The sequence below is a fragment of the Dyadobacter sp. genome (assembly GCF_017744695.1).
Taxonomy (GTDB): domain Bacteria; phylum Bacteroidota; class Bacteroidia; order Cytophagales; family Spirosomataceae; genus Dyadobacter.
Map to the genome: position 1 here is coordinate 880,033 of NZ_JAGIAS010000003.1, position 23,377 is coordinate 903,409.

A 23,377-nucleotide genomic window follows, 5' to 3' on the forward strand; every position below is an offset into this window, starting at 1 on the left:
TTTGAATGTGATGGCCTATTGGTTCGGGTTTCTGACGAGCTTCGGATTGTTGCTAATAATGGCGTCGTCGATGTAGGAATAGTAATTTCCCAACTGGAAGCGGTCGGCACCGGTTACCCGGCTGAGTTTAACCTGCTTGTAAATCCATTTCCCATTGTTAGGCGAGCCCGGATCGTAGATTTTGTACGACCATAGTCCCCAAGGCTGCGTATTGCGCTTGGTAGCTTTGCCCAGATCTTTCGAAAGTTCGGCCGCGGTGATGGCGTTGCCGTCCAGGATCTGGTGCGCAATACGCCATCTTTTCATATCAAACAAAAGGTGTCCTTCAAATGCGAACTCCACGCGGCGTTCATGCACGAGGCGATCGAAATTAATTTGAGATGCTTTCAGAGGCGTCACCAATCCGGCGCGGGCACGGACCTGGTTCATATAACCTGCTGCTTCCGTCGCTTGTCCCAATTCAAATGCGGCCTCTGCTGCATTCAAAAGCACTTCCGCAAAACGGTAACGAACGAGCCATACCTCGCTGTTCACACCGCGCTGACCTGAACCAACTACGGGATCGAGGTATTTACGGAGGTAGAAACCCGTTTGCGCAGTGAATTCAAAACCGTCGATAGGGCCGTCGAAACCAACGACTTGCTCAGGGACTGTTTTGCCGGGAAGCGTTTTTTGTGCACCGCGGTCGTCGCCGCTGATGATCGTGCCATTGGCGAGCTGGTAACCCGCCCAAATATCGACCTTACGACCTTTGAACGAGGTTCCCGGCAGCATAACCGTTCCGCCGAGGCGTGCGTCGCGGCCTGCGAAAATGTCGGTTTGCTCATTATAGTAGATCGGCGTGCCGTTCGCATTCGTTGTCGGGATCGGCGCGAAGGTATTGTCCAGTTTTTCAAATGCCTCCACCAGTTGCAGGGAAGGGTTAATTCGGCCACCTTCTTCTTCCTCTGCACCGTAGCGGGGCTGGTTCCAGCCGGTGAAGTAATGCACCTTTCCGCTTTGCAGTTTGAAATCCTCTACAAAAATGACTTCCGGGTTATTGGCTTTGTCATAGAAAATACTGGCAAAGTTTTCCGAGAGATCGGGCTTTTTGGTGTACAAGGCATAAGCCCCGGCGTTTCCTGAAATAATCTCCTTTGCAGCCGTGAGCGCTTTGGTATAGTAGCCGTTGGCCGCGTTCGCAGGAATGCCTACCTCACCTCCCGGTAACGACACCTGAGGGGTATTAGCTCCATATTTCGCAATGGAACCGGCATAAATTGCCGCTCTGACCTCCATAGCCAGTGCCGCAGCTTTGGTCGCACGCGATTTCTCGCCCGCATTCGCCGGGAGTTTGTCCTTGATTTCCTCAGCTTCTTTGATCACGAAATCATAGATTTCCGATTCCTTGGCACGCGGGTGTTGCAGGTACGACGGATCGCCGCTGAAATCGTACACCATCGGTTCCAGGATCAATGGCACGCCGCCCATTCTTTTCACGAGCTCGAAGTAGTAAGAGGCTCTCAAAAAGCGTGCTTCGGCCAGGTAACGTTCGCGAATGGCTGGTGCGAGTTTATCCGCCGCTGTACATTTCTGGATAAAGAGGTTCATTTCACGGATGTAGCCATAATCCCAGGCTCCCCAGGCTCCAAAACCCCAGCCGCTGTTCTGAAAGTTGCCATAACGGCCCGCTTCCGACCAGAATGCCTCATTGAAGTCACCGACGGTCATCCATCCCGGATAGTCGTTGATTGTTTTGAAAGTCGAGAAATCGACATAGCGGTTGTACAAATCCCCGAGCACGGACAATACCTGGCCTTCGTCGCTCCAGATCTGCTCCTCGGAAAGCTGCCCGGTAGGCGGTCGGTTCAGAAATTCGTCGTCGTTACAGCTCCAACCCAGCGTCAATACGGCAATCGATAGTATTTGAAATATCTTTTTCATGTTGAATTCCAATCGGTTTAAATAGACAGGTTGATACCTACGTTCACGAACTTGTTCTGCGGATACTGCAATCCATTGTCATCCTGGATTTCGGGATCAACGCCAAACTTCTTCAAGTTGTCGATAGAGAACAGGTTATAACCATTGATATAGAACCGGGCGCGCGACATTTTCAGCTTTTCCAGCACCGACTTCGGCAGTGAGTAACTGAGCTCGATCGTTCTTGCACGGATGTATTTCACATTATGCACCCAGAAAGTCGAGTTCCTGTTGTTGCTATGATCTTTGTCGTTGTAACGCAGCGCCGGATATTTGCCGGAAATCCACTGACTGTTCACATCGAATGGATCGGCCCGGTGCCATCTGTCAAGGAAAATGCTGTTCAATGCACCTTCGTTCTGGTATGGCCAACGCTGCTCGTAATTCTGGTTCCAGGTGTACATGCCGCCTCCCGAGAAGTCAGCCACGAAACCTATGCCTTTCCAGCTTACAGAGAAGTTCAATCCGAAGTTGACGTTCGGCTGGCCGGAGGCATTATACCCGATAGGTCGCTGATCATACCCGTCGATCACATTATCGCCATTGAGGTCTTTGTAGATCAAATCGCCCGGTAGCAAGGTACGGTTGCCTTGTCCATCGATGTTGACGGGGTATTCGGCAATCTGCTGCTGCGACTGGAACTGACCGATCGCTTCAAGTCCCCAGAAGATATTCGTGTAACGGTCCTCTCCCGAAGCGCGATAACGGTCCCACGAATTGTTGAAAATAGGCTTATAAGACGATATGAATTTGCTCCGAGAGAACGACACATTACCACCGATGGAGTAATTGATATTGCCCGCTTTACCGTTGTAGGTCAGCGCTCCTTCCCATCCCTGCTGCGAATCGCTGTTTACATTCTCGTCAGGCAGTGAGTAACCCAACTCGCTAGGCACGAGAATGTCATACTTACGGCCCAGCAATCCGGTGCGGAGGCGGTAGAAATAATCGACGCTACCGGTGATTTTAGTTCCAAGGAATGAGAAATCGGCACCGACATCCGTGATCTTACTTTTGAACCAGGAAATATTATTGATGATCTGGCCTTTGTCGCGGCTTGTAACCACTGCATTGCCACTCAAAATGACGTTGCCTTTGTTGTAATCGTAGCCAGGTAGGTAGGCATATGGGCTCAGTGGCTTGTTCGGGTCATTATTGAAGAGAATATTATCGTCCCCGAGAATACCGTACGAACCTCTGAATTTTAGGTCATCCAGGATGCTGCGTTCGCCAATGAGCTTTTTGAAGAAACCTTCTTCCGAAATTCTCCAGCCTACGGACGCCGACGGGAAGTAACCCACGCGACGGTCGGGAGCGAACTTCCAGGAAGCATCCCGACGCGCCGAAACTTCCAGGTAATATTTGCCCGCATAGTCGTAATTCACTCTACCGATATACCCTATACGTGCCAGCTCTGTATCGCTGTCATTGTAAGTATCTACCGTCGGGAAGTAGATCAGTGGTAGTGTATTCGTTTTAGGAACTGCGTGTACCCACTGGTCTTGCACGTGCTCGTCCTGCCACTCCGATACGAAGGTTGCCCCCACCGTGTGCTTGCCGAACGTATTGTTATAAGCCAGTTGACCCTGGTACACATTACGCATTACTTTTCGGGTACCGCGCTCACGCCATGGGTTGGTGCTACCACCAGTGACCGCGTAAGTGTCGTCGGTCGGGTTGTAGGTATAAGCCTTGTAGGTGTACTCGTGCCCGTTCATCACGCGGTCGGCGATGTAGTACGAATACATTCCTCTTGCACTCAGCCCTTTCACGCCGGGAATCTGGTATTCTGCCGAGAAGTTGGTTTGCAAAACACGCCAATATTCAGTCCAATAACCGCCCAGTTTTTTGTTGTTGTAGGCCCAGTTGGTTTCGTTATGCTTGATATCGTTCAGATATTCAGGATTGTCGTTCGCGTACGGACGCTCGAACGGGCGGTTGCGCAGGATCGCGAAACGAGGCAGCCAGTAGTCGTCACCACCGGGGATACCTGGCTGGTCACGCTTCTCGATCCGGCCGTTGATCTGAACGCCAAGTTTCAGACGGTCCGTGATTTTCGCATCCACATTACTTTGAATGTTGGTACGGTCAAATGTAAACTCGCGACCCAATACCGAGTTCTGGTGTAGCCTTGTAGCTGAAATGTAATAGTTAATCTTGTCTGAACCACCGGTCATATTCAGGTTCACCGAATTAAGCGGGGAGTTCTTTTGAACAATGAAATCTTTCCAGTTGAATGTCTGATAACCACGCTCGGTACCTACCCGGTACTTTTCGAGTTCAGCCTGGGTGATGGATGTTTTGCCGTACTGGTTCATTTCTGCTTCGGCCTTGCCCAGCATCCATTGGTATGAATCGTTCACGACATTCGGGAAGCGCGACCAGTTTTGCCAGCCCGTGTAGGCATCCAGGCTCACTGTGTTTTTCGCCCCCATTTTACCGCGTTTGGTCGTCACTACCACTACCCCGTTCGCCGCACGAACCCCGTAAATAGCAGCGGAAGCGTCTTTTAGTACAGAAATACTTTCAATATCATTAGGAGAAATGTTGTTGAACTGGCCTGCATCCTGCTGGATACCGTCGATCACAAACAGCGGGTTACCCATGTTACGAATCTGGATATTGGCGCTTGCACCAGGGCGGCCGTCCGGCATCCGGAAAGTTACACCAGGGATCTTGCCAGCCAATCCGGAGCTTACCGTAGACCCTCCATGCACGCGCTCAAGGTCCTTGCTCGTCACTGTCGCGATGGAACCTGTCAGCGATTCTTTTCTTTGCGTACCATAACCTACCACAACTACTTCTTCCAGCGCTTTGTCGTCAACTTTCAGGGTAATATCCAATGTGCTCTGCTCTGATGGCACTGCAATTTCCTGCGATAAAAAGCCTACAAAAGAGAATATCAACGTTTGCTCGCCATTAGGAACAGTCACCAAAAACCGGCCCTTCTCATCGGTCGAGGTGCCCGTTTGTGTGCCCTTTAAAACAACGCTTACCCCGGGCAGCCCCGTCCCGGACTCATCTTTAACGACGCCTGTAATGGCCTTGTCGACCATAGCAGAGGCATTGAACTCCACCACCGGAATTTCCTCGGAAACCGGTTCGGTAACAGGTGCAGCGTGGTCAGGTTTGATGACGATCAGGTCGCCCTTGACCCGGTAATTCAGTTCCAACGGTTTAAGCAAAGCATCTAAAACCGCCGATAATGAGCCATTTTTAACCTTAACGGAGGCTCGGCGATCCGATTGGATCAATTTTGAGCTAAATATAAATTTGGCATCGGTCTGCTCTTCCAGCTGCGAAAAGATCGCCTTGATATCCTCGTTCCGGATGTCAACGGTAACCTTCTGGCTCAATGCAGACTGAGCCCTCCCGTCGTTCGCCCACGTGATGCCTGCGAACAGGCCAGCCAGGATACATTGCATTAATGTGATTCGCATGAGCTTGATGAGAAAGTCTTCAGGTCGTCGAACTTTTTTCATATTTTTGAATGAATTTGTTGTTTAAGGAGATTATTCAACGAAATCTTCCCCGGCTCATCCATCGTCCAAATGGATGTGCAGTAATGTCCGTTACTGTTGGGGAACCCCGGATCAGTCATGCTGGAACATGGCTGGTCTTTTTTATTTTTTAGGCAATACGGTAGCGTTACGTCATAGGCGGCGTTCAGGGTAAAATGTTGATATGTGGTGTCAAAAACTACTTACATCCTTTTCCCAGGATCGTTATCTGGTTATCGGCCACTTCGTACTGCGCGTCCAGTGCATTGCAGATCACTTCGAGCTTTTCCTTCAAAGGCTGCCCGATCAAAGTTGCGTTCAGCGGGCAATTGCCCATCTTTTCCCGGTCGTAAACGATCCGGACATTGTAGGCGTTTTCCAGTATCCGGAACACCTCAGAAACCGGGGTTTCATCAAATACAAATTGTTGCTTTGAAACATCTTTGTCCGACGTCGCCGCCAATGCCGCAGGCAACGGAATAATCTTACCGCTCTCTTTTGAGAATGCGATCCGCTGATCATGATTGAGCGTCACGCCTTCCAGTTCAGGTTTGTCAAGCACCGCCTCCTTTTGGCTGTTATCCAGATTGTTAATGGAAAAAACCGAAACCGTACCCGTCCGCACTTCCACTTTAATGTCCTTGCTTTCCGAAGAAGCGTCGATCGTGAAACTGGTACCGAGTACCTTCGTCGCCAACCCGTAGCTGTACACCAGAAATGGCTTCTGTTTATTTTTTACAATTTCAAAAAACGCTTTTCCTGTCAAAGTGACTTCACGTCGTTTCTTGTTGGCTCCTTCCGAATAGCAAAGCCGGCCTCCGGGTTGAAGCACAACAGAGCTGCCGTCTTGCAGCAACACTGTCATTGGCTTATCGGTATCATTGTATTTCTGGATCGTATTGGACAGGTCAGCCTCCTCACGCACCGCTACCTGCTGCAATGACCCGTCGGCTTTTTTATAATAGAACCAGTAGCTCACCGAACCAATACTCAGGATTAATGCGGCCGACGCTGCCACACGCGCCCAGCGCCACCCCTGCCCGCGACTCGTTTTGAAAACGGCTTCCGGCTCTTGTTCCGGGGTTTTAGGCACCTCGTCATGCATATGGCTTTCGACGATGCTCCACATTCTGTCGCTCTGTTTTTGGGTGGGTTGGTGCCTTCCGGTGTCCTTTGCCAACAGAATGACGTACTCCCGTGCAGACTCAACGGTTTTGCGTTTCCCGGGGTGTTTTTCCAGGAAGGCCTGCCATTTGCGGTCGCTGAGTTCATCGGGATGCATTACCCAGGCGATAAACTCTTCATTTCTGATCAGCTCGGTCAGAGAATAAGGATCATGCTTCATGTTTCGCGGGATGCAGTTGTCGTCGTTCAATAGTACAGAGCGACGAAATGCGGGTTTGACCTCTCCAAAATGAAATTTTTTGAAGAAAAATTTTAAAATAATACTAACACCCAGAAAATCAGGGAGGAAATCAACAGGATTTCGCGGCTTTGGCGCAGGGATGTGAGTGCCTTGTAGATGAAATTACGGACAGACTTCTCATTAACATTCATGATCCCGGCTATTTCTTCAATGCTGAAATCGTCGAAATAGCGAAGTGTGAGTGCTTCCAGCTGTCGTTCGGGCAATTGCGCGAGCAGTTCCTGTATGCGTTGCGCACGCACCGACGATGATTCCGCCTCGATCAGGATCGCTTCTGAATGCGTATGATTAGCCGGGATATCCTCGTCATCGAGCTCGCTGATCTCTTCCATGGAAGGAAACTTGTCGAGCGCGACATGAATGCGCCGGCGCAATGCACGGTAGAGATAGAATTTGACAGAGGTAACGTTTTCCGTGAGGTTATGCCGCAGCCGCCAGATATCGATGAACACATCCTGAACAGCGTCTTCGACGAGCGAGGAATTGGTCGAAAGCTTGCTGCCGTAGTTGTAAAGTGTGCGGTGATATTTCTCAAAGATTGCGGTAAAGGCCTGCTCATCGCCCACGCGAATCCTTTGCCATAGATCATGATCTTTGGTTTCCCCCGTTGAGGTAGCGTTCTGAATCACCGCTTCTGTCTGTTTTCGTAAGAAAGCATAAAGCTAAAAATTTATCATTAAAATACCATTGGAGCTATCGGCTATCTTACTTCGGCTATCGGCCAGGTATGAAAAAAGCTGCCTTTTGGGTAGCTCCGGTGTTTTTGAAAGATATCAAAATGCTATAATTTCTCCTTGATTTCTCGTACAAAATCAATCGGAACACCAGCTAGGCGAGCGATTTGCTCTTCGCCAAATGTAGTTTCCCGGAGGAGGTTCCGGACGACGACTGTACTCCGTTCAAGATGCCCTTCCTCTTTCGCTTCCTCCCTTTCAATATATAAAACAGCTTCTTCAAATGTCATGGGTACAGGATCTGGATTAGTTGCTCTTTTTATTTCTTCAAGATACTCCCTGTTAAGCTCTTTGTTTCCCAACGGTATATAAAGTTTCAAAAAATCCATCAGTCTTCCAACTTTCCGCTTCGAAAACTCACGCTTTAACAGCCTCTTAGCCAGATCAATTTTCAAACGGGAGAGCTCGTTGGACGAAAACCGTTTGCTGTTTATCGCGAGCCTTACGACCAGAACAACCTGCGCGAACGGATTATCACTCGCCTCCAATTCCTCTTCCGACTGATCCAGGACTTTAAAACTATTAAACCGAAAATACAGGCTCGTCCCCAAACAGGCTTGCTCGAATTGGCCTGGCAGGAAATGCCTGCAATCGTCTGTCAGAATTGCGAATGCGGTGATCGGCTTGCGGTATTTATCCCAAATGCGATAGTAATAAGTAAACATCCGGTCGGTGAAGAATTCGTCGCGATAACCTTGTACTTCAATGTGCACGAGTAGCCAGGCTTCCGCGCCGGAGCGGCAATGCACTTTTACCAGCTTGTCCACATATTTAGATGTTAAGTCATCAGTATCCGCCGGAAAGAGCTGTTCGAGCTCCTGATCGAGGTATTCGAAACCTTTTTCAAAATCGAACAATGTCTCTGCATTGGGAAAGAAGAATTTCAGAAAATCGTCAAAAATATCTTCCAGTATCGATTTCCATAGAATGTCGTTATGCTTCATTTCAAAAAGAAAAAGGGTGCCCGAACATTTAGACGTTCAGGCACCCTTTTGGTAACGCTATTCTACAAGCTATTTTTTCAGAGCTTCCCGAGCTCGTGAATCAGCTTTTCGGTATCTTCCAAAGAGGTAGCAGGGAAGTTGGCGATGCGAAGCTGCGTAGCTTTGCCAGCGCCGTAACCGCTTCCTATTACCATGCCCTTTTCCTTGATTTTCTTGATAATGTCAGCCGAAGGCGCTTCGGTATCTGTGACGATCACCGTCTGCGAGCGTAATGCCTTCTCTTTCACAAACGGAGAGAAACCGCCCGTTTTCTCAATGAACTTGTAAAGCAAAGCAGCTTTATGTTCGGTCTCCTTACGAATATTCTGTACGCCGATACGATTGAAATCCTCCGCAATCTTACCCAGCAGGTAAATAAGCATCACATTCGGGGTCGCCGGGGTTTCGTTGTTCTGCGCATTCTTCCAAAGAGTCGGAAGGTCATTGTGCGCGCCGATGGAATAGGTGTTACGGATGTTCTTCGCTTTTTCAAGGCAACGCTCGCTTACGATCCACACACCCAAGCCGGCAGGAAGTCCAAATGCTTTTTGCACCGAGAAAAACGCCGTGTCGATAATGCTGTAATCCAGCTCCGGATAGGGTGCGGAAGAAACCATATCCACAGCAATGAACTTCGTCGGGTTCTTCTGTTTCAATTTATGAATCTCAGCCACCGGCATCTGCACGCCGGAACTGGTTTCGTTGTGCGTGGTAGCGATCAGTTCCGCATATTCCGGAACCTCCACTTCGCCGGCAACGAACCCTTCGCCCATCGGTTTTTCAAACTTGTGGGCATATTTGTTCAACGCATTCGAATAGTCGTAAAACTTCTTGGAAAACGAGCCATTCACGAGGTGGAAGCTTTCGAGTTCCACGGTACTGAACAGAATGCGTTCCCAAGCTTCCGAAGCCGAGCCCAGAAAAAGGATCGCGTGCGTGTCGGGCACGTTCAGGAGCGTACGCAGCTGATCTACGGTGAATTTGTGCAAATCACGGTATTGCTGGCTGCGGTGCGAAATCGATCCGAGTTGGTTTTCGACAAAAGTCTTCAAATGCTGCTCGAACGTCGGATACAAGGCAGCTGGTCCAGGAGTGAAAAAAGTTAATGACATTGGTGAGTTAAAAAAATAGGTGAATGAATCGCCGTGAAATGCAAATGGTCAGCTTTGAACCAGCTGACCATTCGAATCACTTTCTAGTATAGCATCCGGAAACGGATCGTTCCTTCCACCTCTTTCACTTCCTGGATAAATTCCTCCGTATAATCTTTGGCAATATCCACGATCACGTAGCCGATATGTTCGTTGGTTTTGAGATACTGACCGGTGATATTGATATTATTTTTGGCAAAAATCTGGTTCAGCTTCGCCAGCACGCCCGGTACGTTCGCGTGGATGTGCAGCAGACGGTGCGAGTCTTTCAGCTTCGGCAATTGTACTTCGGGGAAGTTGACGCTGCCGTAAGAGCTACCATTGTTCATGAATTCCAGCAATTTGGAAGGCACAAAATGACCGATATTCTCCTGCGCTTCCTCGGTGCTACCACCGATATGCGGAGTCAGGATCACATTCGGCAAGCCGAGCAGCTCGCTTTCAAACATTTCGTCGTTGGTCTTCGGCTCCTTAGGGAATACGTCCACACCCGCACCGGCTACTTTACCGCTCTTTACAGCATCAGCCAATGCTTTAATGTCGACCACGTGCCCGCGGGAGAGGTTCAGGAAAATCACACCGTCTTTCATCAGGTCAAACTCGCGTTTGCCGATCATATTGGTATTTTCCTTACGGCCATCCACGTGCAAGCTTAGCACATCGGAGATGGCCAGAAGCTCTTCCAGCGTATTCACTTTCTTCGCATTACCGATAGACAGTTTTTCAACCGCATCGTAGAAATACACGTCCATACCCAGCGCTTCTGCAACCACAGAAAGCTGCGTACCAATGCTGCCGTAACCTACCATACCCAATTTCTTGCCGCGAATCTCGAAGCTGCCGTTCGCAGACTTATCCCAGATACCTTTATGCATGGAATTGCTCTTGCCTACGATATTACGGATCAGCAAAATCATTTCACCCACGGCAAGTTCCACCACAGAGCGGGTGTTGCTGTAAGGTGCATTGAACACCGCGATACCTTTCCTGGCTGCCTCGTCGAGGTCGATCTGGTTGGTACCGATACAGAACGCACCGATCGCCATCAGACGGTTCGCATTTTCAAGAACACGTTTGGTAATAGTGGTTTTAGAACGGATACCGATAATGGATACGTCCTTGATACGCTCGCAAAGCTCGTCCTCGTCGAGGGCGCCTTTCACGAATTCCACATTGAAGCCTTCTTCTTCGAATGCCTTGCGCGCAACAGGGTGCACGTTTTCGAGGAGCAATACCTTGATGCGGCTCTTCGGATAAGACTGGCTTCTGCTGAATTTATTATCAAAAAGAAAATCGTCGAAAGAAGTAGCAATATGGTCTGCTACCGCCGTTACTTTCGGGCGCTCGACGTTCTCTGTAAATGCATAGAAACGATTGGCCAGGCCGGACGCCTTCAGTTCATAGTCCGTATAACCATCACCGATCGCGTACACGTCGCCCGACAGATTCAATGCAGAAAGGATCTTGATCTTTCCGCCGTCCATCGACAACACATTTTCCTCGTCGATCCCTACGATATTTCCCTCCTCGTCAAACACGAACTCGTTGGCATACACATGGTCGGCCAGGATACCGAGCTCGGTAGCTACGGGAACGATAAACTCTTTAAATCCGCTGGAAACGATAAAAATCTGCTCCGCGTTCTCCGTCAGAAACTGCGTGTTACGCTTGAACGAATCCGAAACCTTGGTTCTCAGGAAGGAAACCAGTTCTTCGATGTGCGAACGGCTTGCTTTCAGTAAGGCGATTCGCTGGCGCAGACCATCCGCAAACGACATTTCGCCATTCATACCCTTGTTGGTCAGATCAGAAATCTTCTGAACAATCTGATCACGCTCCGGATGGCCTTTAAGGGCGATCGCGGCTAATTCGTCGAGCCCTTCCACTTTCGTGAATGTGCTGTCAAAATCAATGATAATGTACGGTGCTGGATTGAGAGTTAATGTGGACATGAAACGGGAAATAACTGAAAAATGATCGAGTTAACGGAATTTTAATCGCTAAGGGTCCGACCTGTTTGAAACAGGCCACAAAATTACCAAAATCTATTGGTATATGTTGCTAACAAAATAATGTTTGGAACAGTTTTCTTCCTCGCCGAACTCCGGGCAGAATGTGAACGGCTAGTTGGAATTGGTCTGTGTGGTCAGGTGTGGTCATTAAATAGTCAGGCGATTGTCAGGTGTTGTTAGAGGCCGGTCAGGAATTGCAATGCGTATTTTTCCGACCAATAGAACTCGTCCGTGAGCCGTGCCGGACGGAAACCGCAGTGGCCGCCATCCTTCGTCGCCAGCAAGGTGACCGTTGAATGCGACCGCAGCACGTCAACCGGCAGGCTTTCGAACGGCACGATCGGGTCATTTTCGGCATTCACGATCGTCGTCGGTATCGCAATCGACGCTACGAAATACTTAGAGCTGCATTCGGCATAGTAATGATCTGCGTCATCGAAACCGTGAAGACGGGCTGTGTATATATCATCGAAATCGTAGAGCGTCTTCACCAGCTGATGATTATCAAGGCTTATCCTTTCGGGGAAAAACCTTGCCTTTTCCGCCACCTTTGGTTTTAATGTATTTAAAAAACGGCGCATGTAAATCTGGTTCCGGGGCTCGATAATGGCCAGACTGCACGCTTTCAGGTCCATCGGCACACTGAACACGATCGCATTTTTAATACGGTGATCAATAGCGACTCCCTGCTCACCCAGGTATTTCAAAGTCAGGTTTCCGCCCAAACTGAAACCAACCAGCCGCACATCGGAATAGCCTTTTGCAAATGCATATTTCACGACTGCGTCCAGGTCTTCGGTAGCCCCACTGTGGTAAAACCGGGCCGTCTGGTTCATTTCCCCACCGCAACTGCGAAAATTCCAGGCCAGACAGTCGAACCCATGGCGCGTCAGGAGTTTAACCATCCCCGTTATGTATTGCCGTGTACTGTTACCTTCCAGGCCGTGCGAAAGGATCACCACGGACTTCTTACCGGCAGTTTCGGCATACGACCAGTCCAGATTCAGGAAGTCGTCATCGGGAGTTACAATTTTTTCACGAAAATATTTTATACCATTTACCTGCCGGAACAGTGCCGGGTAAATACTCTGAAAATGCCCATTTGGAAGCCAATAGGGCGATATTTTGGATGATATTTGAACTAGCGGCATGGTGTAAAGCGCATTCTGATATTTTGGAATAATTCTAAGGTAAAGAAAGTTTAATGTTGTATATCTGCTTTTTATATCTAAATTTGGCCTCTACAAATAATAAGATCAATTCCAATGGCAGAAGGTACAGTTAAGTTTTTCAATGAATCAAAAGGATACGGATTCATTTCACCATCAAATGGAGAGAAAGACATTTTCGTTCACGTTTCAGGTCTTCAGGACGATATCCGTGAAAACGACAAAGTATCCTACGAGGTAGAAAATGGAAGAAAAGGCTTAAACGCAGTTAACGTTCGCGTAGTCTAAGTTTAGTCATAATAAGGACATTTCGAAAGCACGCCCCTCAAAGGCGTGCTTTTTTAATGCCTTATTTTTTATTCTTCGTCAAGGTTTCGTAGGCCTGCTGCGCTTCCTTATCCGACGGCTCGCTTTGCATGAACGAACGGCGCTCTCCCACATCCTTTACCCATCGGTAGATCCACGAAAAACCCCAGTTGCCATTATAATGCAATGGTAACCGGTAAGCGTCGTCGCTCAATGCTTCCGTCAGGCTTATCATCCGGTATTGCTTCTCCTTTAATTTTTTTATTAAAACCGGCAGATAATCGGTATTGAGTCGATTATCGTGGCAGAGATAAATCTGTTTCACCGGCTTGCCCGTTACTTTCAATGCTATTTTATCAAAATGATCGAAAAGTTTCAGGCTCAAATCGACATAACGGTTACCGATTGCTTTTGCTTCTTCGACTTTGCCTTCTTTCAATGCTTTTTCATAAAGCTGGGTAAAAAGCCAGTCCTCGCTTTCGACAGTGAATGGCGTTGAAATGTAATGATGCTCCGTCAGAAATGCGTGCATTCGCGCCTGCTCCGCACTGTCCTTTCCCATTCCATTGAAGGGAAAACGGAAGTATTCCAGCTTCTTTCCGGCATTCTCCGCCATTTTCCGCGTCAGCTCCTCGCCTTTCAAAACGTCTTCACTGAATGCCTCGAAACTTGTTTCACCATAATTCTCGTGCGAATAACTGTGATTCCCAACGGTTACGTAAGGTTTTGAAATCCAGCTTTCGAGCAGTTTTTTGTTTTGCTCAAAAGATTTATTCTGCTTCAAATGCCCTTCATTGATAAAAATCGCAACCGGCAGGCTCATCGAGTCCAGTTTTTTCAGCAAGCGTGATACGTTACCGTCCGCCACGTACAAATGAACATTCGGCACATCGTCGATGGTAATGGAGACGCTGCGCTCCTGCGCGTGGGCGTACAGTGCACATATGCATGCGAGCGCGGCTAAGATATGCCTCCTCATGCCTTGCCCGGAACGCGTTCCCGCGCCTGCCGTTCGATCATCCATTGCGGATACTCGGGTTTCAATGCGCTGATTTTGTTCAATTGATCCAGTTCTTCGGCGGTCAGTACCACGTTGGTGGCGGCGATATTGTCGGCCAGTTGTTCCGGCTTTTTGGCACCGATGATCACGCTCGTCACAGCTTTCTGGTGAAGTAACCACGCCAAAGCTATCTGCGCCACCGAAACCCCATGCGCTTGTGCGACAGGTTGAATGACATCGATAATGTCGTAGGCCTTCTCTTTATCCACCGGAGGAAAATCGAAGTTATCCCGCCGGTTTTCACCGCTGGATTCGCTGTTACGCGTATATTTTCCAGACAAAAATCCGCCCGCCAACGGACTCCAGGGCATCAATCCGAGGTTCTGGTCTTTCATCATCGGAATGAGCTCTCTTTCCAGGTCGCGGCCGGCGATGGTGTAGTAATGCTGACAGGCGACAAATTGAGTCCAGCCATTTTTCTCGGCAATGCCGTTGGCTTTCATAATCTGCCACGCCGCGTGGTTGCTCACGCCCAGGTAACACACTTTACCCGCGCGCACGACATCTTCAAGGCCACGCATCGTTTCTTCCAATGAAGTTTCCGCGTCTACGCCGTGAATGTAGAAGAGGTCAATATGGTCGGTACCGAGGCGGGCAAGGCTCTCATGCACCGAGTCCATGATGTGCAACCTCGATAGCCCTACCTGGTTTGCACCCGGCGCCATCCGGCCGCGCGCTTTCGTAGCGATAAAAACATCGCTTCGCTTCACACCAAGCGTCCTGAACGATTGCCCCAGTATTTCTTCGGATTTACCATAAGAATACACATTGGCCGTATCGAAAAAGTTGATCCCCGCATCCAGCGCCGTTTTCACCAATGCTGTCGCCTCATCCTGCTGCACTTTTCCAATCACTTCAAAATATCCATCGCCACCAAAAGTCATCGTACCGAAACAGAGCTCAGAAACGAGTACGCCGGTGTTGCCTAGAAAGTTGTATTTCATTTTAAGTTCAATGTTTATGAGTTTAAAGTTAATGAGTAAGGATTTAAGCAGAGTTCGTTCAACTCATAAACTCTGGACTCATAAACTCATTCAAACAAGTCCTCAGACCGTTCCAACATCAATATCGATGACTGCGGAACGATCACATATTTCTGCCCGTCGTATTCGAGATCGATGGCATTGCGCTGGAGGTAAATGGCCAGGTCGCCTTCCTTGGATTGGAGCGGCATATATTTCACTTTTTCTTCGGTCTCTTTCCAGGGCTCGTCTTCGGCGGCCACAGGGATAGGGTAACCCGGGCCAACCTTGATCACGTAGCCGGATTGCACCTGTTCCTTTTCGGTTACGGTTGGGGGCAGGTACAGACCGCTGTTGGTGCGGTCGCTGGGGCTTTTAGGGCGGATCAAAACGCGATCGCCCACTACGATCAGGCTTTTGAGCCTGTTGTCGGATGTTACTTCGTACATTGTAATAAATACTTAATCGGTAATAAGAACGTCAGGTAGTCCTTCAAAAATTAGGTAACAAATAAATGGGTACAAATGTTTACAGCGATCTCCTCCCTTTTTCAGAACTGGAAGTAGATGAACTGGTTTTCGGAAACGACGCCCAAAAAGTAATTCGCCAGCAGGATCAGCGGGAACAATATGAAGAATACGGTCGTGTTCCGTGTAGGGATTTTCAGATAATAATGCTCTTTGACGAGCAGGAAAATGATTAGTACTACGCAAAGCCACATTTCCACATGGTTAAGCGGGGTTTGCAATGGGTCCGACAATGAAAAGCCCGCCATTTTTTGCAGAATCAGGAATGACCGGCCCACGGGCGCCTTGTGGTTACGGAAGAACACCCAGGTAATGGTGACCAGCGCGAATGTCAAAACCATATTCAGGACATTCATGAATGCATTTTTCGGCATTTCAATGCCCACTTGTTTCAACCATTTGTCACGAAGCGAGGCAGCCACCTGATAAGAGCCGTGTAATGCTCCCCAGATCACGTAGTTCCAGCTCGCCCCATGCCAGAGCCCGCTTACGAGGAATACGATAAACTGGTTGCGGTATTTAATCCATTCACCTTTGCGGTTTCCGCCGAGGGGGATGTAGAGATAGTCTTTAAACCACGACGAGAGCGAAATGTGCCATCTACCCCAGAACTCCGAAATAGATTTAGAAATATAAGGCGTCCTGAAGTTGTCCATCAGCGTGAAACCCATCACACGGGCGGCCCCGATGGCAATATCCGAATACCCTGAAAAGTCGCAGTAAATCTGGAATGCAAAGAAGATGGTGGCTACGATGAGTGTCAGACCATTATGTCCGGCCGGATTGTCGTAAGCGGCATCTACGAGCATTACCAGCCTGTCGGCAATCACCATTTTCTTGAAAAAGCCGAAGGCCATTTGCATGAGCCCTTCCTTCACCTGCTCGAAATCGTATTTAAAAAACGAGTGGTACTGGAACAGCATGTTCTGCGGCCGCTCAATGGGGCCCGCTACAAGCTGCGGGTAAAACATCACATACAATGCGTAGATCCCGAAATGCTTTTCGGCCTTTTGGTTGCCCCGGTACACCTCGATCGTGTAGCTCATCGCCTGGAACGTGTGAAACGACAGACCTATCGGCAACAGCAACTTACCGCTCCCGGTCGTCATCCACTCGGCGATTGGAGCTGGTACAATGCGCGTAAATGCGGGGAACATCGGCCTTAAATGCAGGTTACTGAGAATTGTATTCACCGAATCCTGCACGAAATCGTAGTATTTAAAGAATGCGAGAATACCGATATTGGAAATCAGACTGATGACGAGCAACAGCTTTTTCTGCTTTTGCTCCTGCGATTTCTCAATCCAGATCCCGGCAAAATAATCGATAACGATGGTTCCAAACAGGATCAGGATGAAAACCGGTTTGAAAACCATATAGAAATAGCAGCTGGTGAGCAGCAAAAGCACCCAACGGCCGGTCCACGACAGGCTGAAATACGCCAGCGTGACTACTATAAAGAAAACTGCAAATTGAATCGAATGAAAATCCATCAGGTCAAATGTACTCCCGGTTGACTATTTCCTCTTTGATAATGAACAGGGGACGGTTTTTGGATTGAAAGAAAATCCGGAGCACATATTCTCCAATAATACCCAGTGCCAGCAATTGCACCCCGCTGAACAGGATGATAACGAACAGCAAGGCGGCAAAGCCCTCGATCACGTGAGCGAAAAATAACTTTTTAAGGACCACCGTCGCAAAATACAGCAACGAAATGACGATGGCCGACATGCCTACCCGGCTCATAAATTTGATCGGGAATTCACTGAAATTGAAGATTCCGTTGTAAGCCAGCCTGAAAAGCTGTTTAAAAGTGTATTTGGACTCTCCCGCGATGCGTGCGTCACGCTCGTACTCGTACCCGATCTGCTTGAAACCGATCCAGGAACGCATCCCGCGCAGGTAGCGGCTCTCCTCAGGCATTTTATTCAAAACATCGACCACTCTTCGGCTAATTAATGCGAAGTCACCGCTATCGAGCGGAATATCCACATAGGAAATGGTACGCAGGATCCGGTAAAACAAATGGTAGCCCATTCTTTTGACAAACCCCTCCTTCCGCTTCTTGCGAATGGCGTACACTACGTCATTTCCTTCCTGTAACAATTTGTAAAATTCCGGCAAAAGCTCCGGCGGGTCCTGCAAATCACCATCGATCACAAAGAGCGCTTCGGTGCCGCGTGCGGCGGAAATACCTGCTGTCAATGCAAGCTGGTGGCCATGGTTGCGTGATAGAAAAACACCGTGATATCGCTCGTCAGTCAATGCCACCTGCCTGATTTTAAGCGCCGTATCATCCTTACTCCCATCGTCGATCAAAACCACTTCAATAGAAAGCGGGCTGGAGTCCATTAACGCGTTGATACGCTGTACCAGTAGCGGGAACGTCTCAGATTCATTATATAGCGGCGCGACGATTGAAATTTGAGGAGTTTTCAATATGCTGAGTTTTTCAATGACCAATAGAGGCAAAAATACACCTTTCGGTCTATTATCGAAACATTCTGTTATTTAAGGTATTGTCACTTTTCCAAGAACACCCCCTTTGAGGACTGTTCCTTCCACATTCACGATTCCCAGATCGTACGTGCCGGGCAACAGGGATGAATGCGGTATTTCAATGTCAAATCCCTTGTCGTACTGCTTGAAAAAGTTACGGCCAGTGTACTTATGCGGCTCCATTTTGAAGAAATACAGGCGTTGTCCGTTGCGCACAAATGCATATTCGCCGTTGGAACGGGAAGGCGAGATCCTTCCTTCCGGATCGTTCAAATAAATACCCTTTTCGCGGTGTGTGACGGTTACCTGCCGTTCAACCGGGAATGCCATCGTGAGTGCATTCACCTGTCGACCGAGCTCGTTCCCTTCTTCCGGATATTTGTAAACACCGGCCTTAACCAGATGTTTCATCACATTATCCACATAGCGGGCGCCTTCCGAATAAGGTACGTGGCCCAGTCCAAACCCATTGTGTTCCTGGTTGTAACCATTCACGGTGTAATATTTCCGGCGCTCCGAAATAACCGGCAGATACGAGTAAATGGATACGCCCCAGATCACTAACCCGATCAATGCCGCTCCTTGCAAAGCCAATTTACGCAGGTTTTGATTTTGAGTTGAAACAACAAAAGACAAATAGGTAACAATCAGAAAAAGAGCCGGATATATCTTGTAATTACTAACAATCATTACAAAAAAACCGAACCGTGGGCGCAACAGCCCTATCACCAGCGCCTCCACCAGCAGAAAGCCGAAAATACCGAGTAGAAATGCATTCAGGTTCCCGGCGTTGTCTGTCAAAGCCACCGCGCGATTGCTTTTGAACCAACCCAACGTCCGCGCAAGCCAGGGGGTAAGTTGCCGCCAGAGCCAGATTACGACCCAAATCATGGCAATGAAAGCCATCAATACCGGCAATGCCGAACGGACGACGATATCTTTTTCCGGGAAGAAGTCAAACAACCCGCCAAGGAATGTAAAGAAGCCCAGCACCGACAAATGCGGATATTTGGCAAAATAAGCAAAGCTCGACTCGTTACCCTGCGCTGACATACCGTAGAAATACAATCCTACTGCCGCTGCACCCACGAAAATCCATACCAACAGTTGCTTGTACTGCGACCGAAGCAACAGCACCGCCACACCTGCCGGCCACACAAAAATCCCGCTGCTCATCGCGTACGTAGCGCACACACCCGCCAGCAATGCGCCCCCGAAGCGCTTGCCCGAGAGCAAAAACATCGAGAGTACCACAAAAAAAACCACCGGCTGATGCTGCCAGCCACATATCGCCCAAAGGAAAATCAAATGGTATTGGAGCTGGAACAGCAAAAATGGTACGGGCAGGAAATACCAGGCACTCAGACCGGAGCGCTTGAATGCACGCCAGAACACCGCCAGGGTGCCCAATGTAAAAAGCGCCGCAGCAATATGCAGGAATGTAAAGTTGAGATGCCCCGTGGCCCAATAGTAAACGAGTGTAGCCAACTTACCCACCACCATCCGGTGCTCGTTATTCGGCTGAAAAAGCAGTTTCAGACGTTCCGGAAATGAATCGCTGGTGATCCATTTGTGCAAAAAATCAGGGAACGGATCGAAATCGTCGTACCAGGGCAGGTTTACCGAGTAGTACAGGATCACTCCCATCCATAACACCACGGGTACTGCCGCTACCAGGAAGAAAAGCGGCTTTTTATTGCTGTTGTCCACCTTCGGTATCTTTCATGTAAATGGCTTCCTTCCCAAAATAACCCGCTGTGCATTTATTCCACCAGTGGGTAGGGTCAGTTTTAATGTCGTCGTCGAGGAAAATCGTCATCGGTTTCGAACGCACGGGCGGCAGGTACAATATCTCTTCCTGCGAATTCTTGATCAGGGCATAACGTTGGTACATCTCCTTGTCGAATGCCGCCGCTTTGCCTTTCAACAGATCGGTATACATCATTTTGACATTGCTGCTACGTATAAATGAAAGCGCTACCGACACCACCAATATCGCGCAAACGATGCCATACCGCACGGTTGTCAAGGTCAGGAACGTAATTTTTCTCCTTTTGAAATAATGAAAAAGCACTCCGATGACATAGAACCAGCCTATCAGGAAAAAGAAATACACACAGTTGATCACACGTGGTGTAGGCTCAATGCCCACCCCGTAATAGGAAGGGAATAATTGCGCCGACAGCACACCGATAAAAAGCAGTACCGCATACCAGACCGGGATCGAGAAGTAGTTACGCGCACCCTCCGATAGCCGTGAGAGCACAAAAAGCCAGGCCAGCGTAAAGAATATCAGAGGCGTCCGGAAAACCCAGTCGAAGCCCAGATATGCCAGTTTTTTAAATGAAGCAGTAACCGAAAAAGGAATATTTCCGCCCAGCGGGTTACCACCGATGCGTGCGGCATTACCTGGCGATGCAAAATAGAAATAGCAGGAAAGCGCCGTCACCACGGCCATCGAAAGCATAAATGCGTCGACTTTCCGGTGGAAAAGCACCCTGTAAGCCAGCCAGGCGCCTACAAGCAGCACCATGATCAACAGGTTTGTTTCACTGCTTCCAATCACCGCAAATATCAAAAAGCCGGAAAGTGCCCCTACAAACAGCTTCGCGGGCTGCGTGTCCTGGCGGTACCAGCGGAGCACGAGTACGATCCAGAGCAATGTAAGAATATTCGGCACCGTGTAGGTCACAAATGCCGCCATCCAGTAGAACGCTTCCGAAATACTCATCATTTTGAGGATGTACAGGAAGAAAACCACGCCTGCAAAACCCAAATGCGCTAATCGCGACAAAGTAGGTGTAAGGTGCCGGAACAGGCTGTACAATGCGAAAACCATTCCGAGCAGCAATATGACCGGCAATACTTTAAAACCAATAATAGAATGGAACAGCAGCGGACTCGTATGATTCAGGAGTATTCCGAAGTAGCGGCCGGTCCAGGTGGTATAGTAAAGCTTCATGGCTTCAAACCAGCCGATTTTAAATACGGTATCGATGTAACAGAAATCGTCCGCCGGCGACGGATGGTTGAAGTACGAAAGCGCCACCAATGGCACCAGTACGGTCAGCATCAGGAGGATGTTCATCCAGTTGCCAACAATCCGGTATTTTCTATAAAATCTATTCATTGACAATTTTTTCTATGATGTAGCGCGGACGGCCTTTAACTTCTTCATAAATCTTACCGATATATTCCCCGATCAGGCCAAGCGCCATCATATTAAATCCGCTGAAAAAAGTGAGTGGCAGCATCGTCGACGTCCACCCCGCTACTGTGTGACCAATCACATATGACGAAAGGATATACACCACGATCAGCATTGCGATAAAGAAATTGACAAACCCGAAATACAGCACGAGCCGCATCGGAAATGTGGAAAACGAGGTAATGCCGTTCCAGGCAAACAGTAGCATCTTGCTGAGCGGGTATTTGGTCTCCCCCGCTTCACGCTCGAGACGGCTGTAAAATACCTTTTCATTTTTGAAACCGATCATCGGCACAACGCCGCGAAGGAACATATTGATCTCCCGGAAGTTCCCAAGCTCTTTGAGTACCCGCTGGTCCATTAAGCGGAAATCGGCGTGGTTGAAAACTACCGGAACCCCCATTTTTTGCATTAACACATAAAAGCTCTCGGCTGTAAACCGTTTGAACCAGGTATCCGAGCTGCGGTCGCCGCGTACGCCGTACACAACCATAGCACCCTCGCGATGCTTTTCGATCATGGCGGTGATGGCATTGATATCGTCCTGCAAGTCGGCGTCAATCGTGATGAAGCAGTCGTAATCGTTCACATGCTGTTCCAAACCGGCCATAATGGCGCTCTGGTGACCGAAATTCCGCGAAAGGCCGACACCAATGATATTGGAATCCTTGCTGCAGATGTCCTCGATGATCGACCAGGTTTTATCCCGGCTGCCGTCATTCACAAGACAAATACGGCTGTCCTCAGCAATGAGGCCCTGCTCCTTGATGCCGTTGTAGTAGGTGTTTAATTTAGCGTACGTCCGGTACAAGATTGCTTCTTCATTGTAGCATGGTACGACTAAAAGTAAACGAGCTGGATTCATATGTCACCCTGTTGGTTGAATCGACAAAAATAGTAGTAATAAGTTAATATGCCCCTCTTTCCGCCCACCGGCAGCTCAATATGATCTATTTACCGGTTTCAACTATCTTACGGTTATTCTTCTTCATTACGGTTGTGGTCAGCAGCGGATACAGGATCACCGCCAGCAAAATCAGCAGCGTTCCCATGTAAAAACCCTGCGTCATCCGCTCTTTCTCTCCGAAAATAAAAAAGGCCAGCGCAATGCCATAAACCGGTTCCAGATTGATAGTCAGGTTGATGAGGTAGGCTGAAAATTGCTTCATCAGCTGGGTCGCCATCGTACTCGCATACACCGTGCATACGAGCGCGAGGAACAATATCCAGATCCAATCACCTGGCGCCGGGATGAATGGCGCCCCGCCGTTCCAGTTATTACTTTCGGAAATCCCGAGAAACAGCAACGAAAACAATGAAGCGGCCGACATTTCATAAAAAGTGATCACCCAGGCATCGATCCGCTGCACGAGGTGGCTATTGGCTACCGTAAAACTCGCCGCGAGCATCGCAGAGGCTATGGCGAGACCCAGGCCTAATGCATGGTCAAATTCAAATCTGAATACGACATACAAACCCGCGAATGCGAGAATGCCCAGTCCCACCTCGAGCGGACTAATTTTCCGTTTATTCACCAATGGTTCCAGAAGACTCGTCCAGAGCGAAGTCGTGGCCATTCCGGCCAGGCAAACCGAGGCCGTAGAAACCCTGGCCGATGCAAAAAACAGCATCCAATGTGCCGAAAGCAAAAATCCGACGCCCAATATCCTGGCCAGATCGCGGCCGGCAACCCAAAAGCTCTTTTTAAATAGCAATACCACAACACCCAGGCCGACGGCCGCGAAAAACGTCCGGTACAAAACCAATGCAACCGGCGAAATCGATACCATCAGCCCCACAATGGCCGTGAAGCCCCAGATCATCACCAGGAAATGCAAATGCAGGTAAGAGCGAACGGAAGTGGAGGAAAGCATA

18 protein-coding genes are annotated in these 23,377 nt (G+C 48.9%); 1 reads left to right on the top strand and 17 read right to left on the bottom strand.

The genetic code is table 11. From position 1 onward, the window contains the following. Positions 1-15: 15 nt before the first annotated feature. From J7619_RS15645 to J7619_RS15680, 8 genes are all read right to left on the bottom strand, one after another. Positions 16-1,923, bottom strand: coding sequence for a RagB/SusD family nutrient uptake outer membrane protein (locus J7619_RS15645; protein ID WP_291200103.1), 1,908 nt, complete (start codon positions 1,921-1,923; stop codon positions 16-18). Between the two features lie 17 nt (positions 1,924-1,940). After that, positions 1,941-5,444 carry a TonB-dependent receptor gene (locus J7619_RS15650; RefSeq protein ID WP_291200104.1) on the bottom strand — a complete coding sequence of 1,168 codons (3,504 nt, stop codon included), beginning with the start codon at positions 5,442-5,444 and terminating at the stop codon, positions 1,941-1,943. Between the two features lie 217 nt (positions 5,445-5,661). Continuing rightward, complete coding sequence (locus J7619_RS15655; RefSeq protein ID WP_291200107.1) at positions 5,662-6,807, bottom strand: FecR family protein; 1,146 nt, start codon at positions 6,805-6,807, stop codon at positions 5,662-5,664. Positions 6,808-6,899: 92 nt separating this feature from the next. Next, positions 6,900-7,517 (bottom strand): RNA polymerase sigma factor, encoded by a 618-nt coding sequence (locus tag J7619_RS15660; RefSeq protein WP_291200110.1) that lies wholly within the window; start codon positions 7,515-7,517, stop codon positions 6,900-6,902. 152 nt (positions 7,518-7,669) lie between these two features. Beyond that, entirely contained in the window at positions 7,670-8,566 is an 897-nt protein-coding gene (locus J7619_RS15665; RefSeq protein ID WP_291200114.1) for an Rpn family recombination-promoting nuclease/putative transposase, read from the bottom strand. 77 nt (positions 8,567-8,643) lie between these two features. Further along, complete coding sequence (locus J7619_RS15670) at positions 8,644-9,717, bottom strand: aminotransferase class V-fold PLP-dependent enzyme (protein ID WP_291200117.1); 1,074 nt, start codon at positions 9,715-9,717, stop codon at positions 8,644-8,646. 83 nt (positions 9,718-9,800) lie between these two features. Continuing rightward, positions 9,801-11,708 (bottom strand): phosphoglycerate dehydrogenase, encoded by a 1,908-nt coding sequence (gene serA, locus J7619_RS15675; protein WP_291200119.1) that lies wholly within the window; start codon positions 11,706-11,708, stop codon positions 9,801-9,803. Between the two features lie 236 nt (positions 11,709-11,944). After that, positions 11,945-12,919, bottom strand: coding sequence for a YheT family hydrolase (locus J7619_RS15680; protein ID WP_291200121.1), 975 nt, complete (start codon positions 12,917-12,919; stop codon positions 11,945-11,947). A gap of 114 nt (positions 12,920-13,033) precedes the next feature. Here J7619_RS15680 and J7619_RS15685 point away from each other — a divergent pair, with 114 nt between their 5' ends. Further along, positions 13,034-13,225, top strand: coding sequence for a cold-shock protein (locus J7619_RS15685; RefSeq protein ID WP_090155325.1), 192 nt, complete (start codon positions 13,034-13,036; stop codon positions 13,223-13,225). 61 nt (positions 13,226-13,286) lie between these two features. Here the strand turns inward: J7619_RS15685 and J7619_RS15690 are convergent, their stop codons facing one another. The 9 genes from J7619_RS15690 to J7619_RS15730 form a co-directional block, all read right to left on the bottom strand. Continuing rightward, positions 13,287-14,267: a polysaccharide deacetylase family protein gene (locus J7619_RS15690; protein WP_291200127.1), complete on the bottom strand. Its 981-nt coding sequence runs from the start codon at positions 14,265-14,267 to the stop codon at positions 13,287-13,289. Then, complete coding sequence (locus J7619_RS15695) at positions 14,219-15,247, bottom strand: aldo/keto reductase (RefSeq protein WP_291200130.1); 1,029 nt, start codon at positions 15,245-15,247, stop codon at positions 14,219-14,221. Before J7619_RS15695 ends, J7619_RS15690 begins: the two co-directional genes overlap by 49 nt. An 86-nt stretch (positions 15,248-15,333) precedes the next feature. Beyond that, the gene (locus J7619_RS15700) at positions 15,334-15,714 is read right to left on the bottom strand and encodes a co-chaperone GroES family protein (RefSeq protein WP_291200133.1); all 381 of its coding nucleotides are present in this window, start codon (positions 15,712-15,714) and stop codon (positions 15,334-15,336) included. Positions 15,715-15,815: 101 nt separating this feature from the next. Further along, entirely contained in the window at positions 15,816-17,285 is a 1,470-nt protein-coding gene (locus J7619_RS15705; protein ID WP_291200136.1) for an MBOAT family protein, read from the bottom strand. A 4-nt stretch (positions 17,286-17,289) separates the two neighbouring features. Beyond that, the gene (locus tag J7619_RS15710) at positions 17,290-18,234 is read right to left on the bottom strand and encodes a glycosyltransferase family 2 protein (protein WP_291200139.1); all 945 of its coding nucleotides are present in this window, start codon (positions 18,232-18,234) and stop codon (positions 17,290-17,292) included. Between the two features lie 72 nt (positions 18,235-18,306). Further along, positions 18,307-20,004, bottom strand: a complete 1,698-nt coding sequence (locus J7619_RS15715; protein WP_291200142.1) for a hypothetical protein — start codon at positions 20,002-20,004, stop codon at positions 18,307-18,309. Beyond that, on the bottom strand, positions 19,988-21,424 hold the full coding sequence (locus J7619_RS15720) for a DUF6056 family protein (RefSeq protein ID WP_291200145.1): 1,437 nt from the start codon (positions 21,422-21,424) through the stop codon (positions 19,988-19,990). The genes J7619_RS15715 and J7619_RS15720 overlap by 17 nt, the downstream gene beginning before the upstream one ends. Beyond that, complete coding sequence (locus J7619_RS15725) at positions 21,417-22,367, bottom strand: glycosyltransferase family 2 protein (protein WP_291200148.1); 951 nt, start codon at positions 22,365-22,367, stop codon at positions 21,417-21,419. The genes J7619_RS15720 and J7619_RS15725 overlap by 8 nt, the downstream gene beginning before the upstream one ends. 85 nt (positions 22,368-22,452) lie before the next feature. Continuing rightward, a complete protein-coding gene (locus tag J7619_RS15730; protein ID WP_291200151.1) occupies positions 22,453-23,376 on the bottom strand; it encodes a DMT family transporter in 924 nt (307 codons plus the stop codon). Position 23,377: the final 1 nt, after the last annotated feature.

Excerpts from the sequence above, each read along its gene's own strand:
- J7619_RS15645 (WP_291200103.1), bottom strand. The coding sequence starts at position 1,923 with ATGAAAAAGATATTTCAAATACTATCGATTGCCGTATTGACGCTGGGT.
- J7619_RS15650 (WP_291200104.1), bottom strand. The coding sequence starts at position 5,444 with ATGAAAAAAGTTCGACGACCTGAAGACTTTCTCATCAAGCTCATGCGA.
- J7619_RS15655 (WP_291200107.1), bottom strand. The coding sequence starts at position 6,807 with ATGAAGCATGATCCTTATTCTCTGACCGAGCTGATCAGAAATGAAGAG.
- J7619_RS15665 (WP_291200114.1), bottom strand. The coding sequence starts at position 8,566 with ATGAAGCATAACGACATTCTATGGAAATCGATACTGGAAGATATTTTT.
- J7619_RS15670 (WP_291200117.1), bottom strand. The coding sequence starts at position 9,717 with ATGTCATTAACTTTTTTCACTCCTGGACCAGCTGCCTTGTATCCGACG.
- serA (WP_291200119.1), bottom strand. The coding sequence starts at position 11,708 with ATGTCCACATTAACTCTCAATCCAGCACCGTACATTATCATTGATTTT.
- J7619_RS15680 (WP_291200121.1), bottom strand. The coding sequence starts at position 12,919 with ATGCCGCTAGTTCAAATATCATCCAAAATATCGCCCTATTGGCTTCCA.
- J7619_RS15685 (WP_090155325.1), top strand. The coding sequence starts at position 13,034 with ATGGCAGAAGGTACAGTTAAGTTTTTCAATGAATCAAAAGGATACGGA.
- J7619_RS15690 (WP_291200127.1), bottom strand. The coding sequence starts at position 14,267 with ATGGATGATCGAACGGCAGGCGCGGGAACGCGTTCCGGGCAAGGCATG.
- J7619_RS15695 (WP_291200130.1), bottom strand. The coding sequence starts at position 15,247 with ATGAAATACAACTTTCTAGGCAACACCGGCGTACTCGTTTCTGAGCTC.
- J7619_RS15700 (WP_291200133.1), bottom strand. The coding sequence starts at position 15,714 with ATGTACGAAGTAACATCCGACAACAGGCTCAAAAGCCTGATCGTAGTG.
- J7619_RS15705 (WP_291200136.1), bottom strand. The coding sequence starts at position 17,285 with ATGGATTTTCATTCGATTCAATTTGCAGTTTTCTTTATAGTAGTCACG.
- J7619_RS15720 (WP_291200145.1), bottom strand. The coding sequence starts at position 21,424 with ATGAATAGATTTTATAGAAAATACCGGATTGTTGGCAACTGGATGAAC.
- J7619_RS15725 (WP_291200148.1), bottom strand. The coding sequence starts at position 22,367 with ATGAATCCAGCTCGTTTACTTTTAGTCGTACCATGCTACAATGAAGAA.
- J7619_RS15730 (WP_291200151.1), bottom strand. The coding sequence starts at position 23,376 with ATGCTTTCCTCCACTTCCGTTCGCTCTTACCTGCATTTGCATTTCCTG.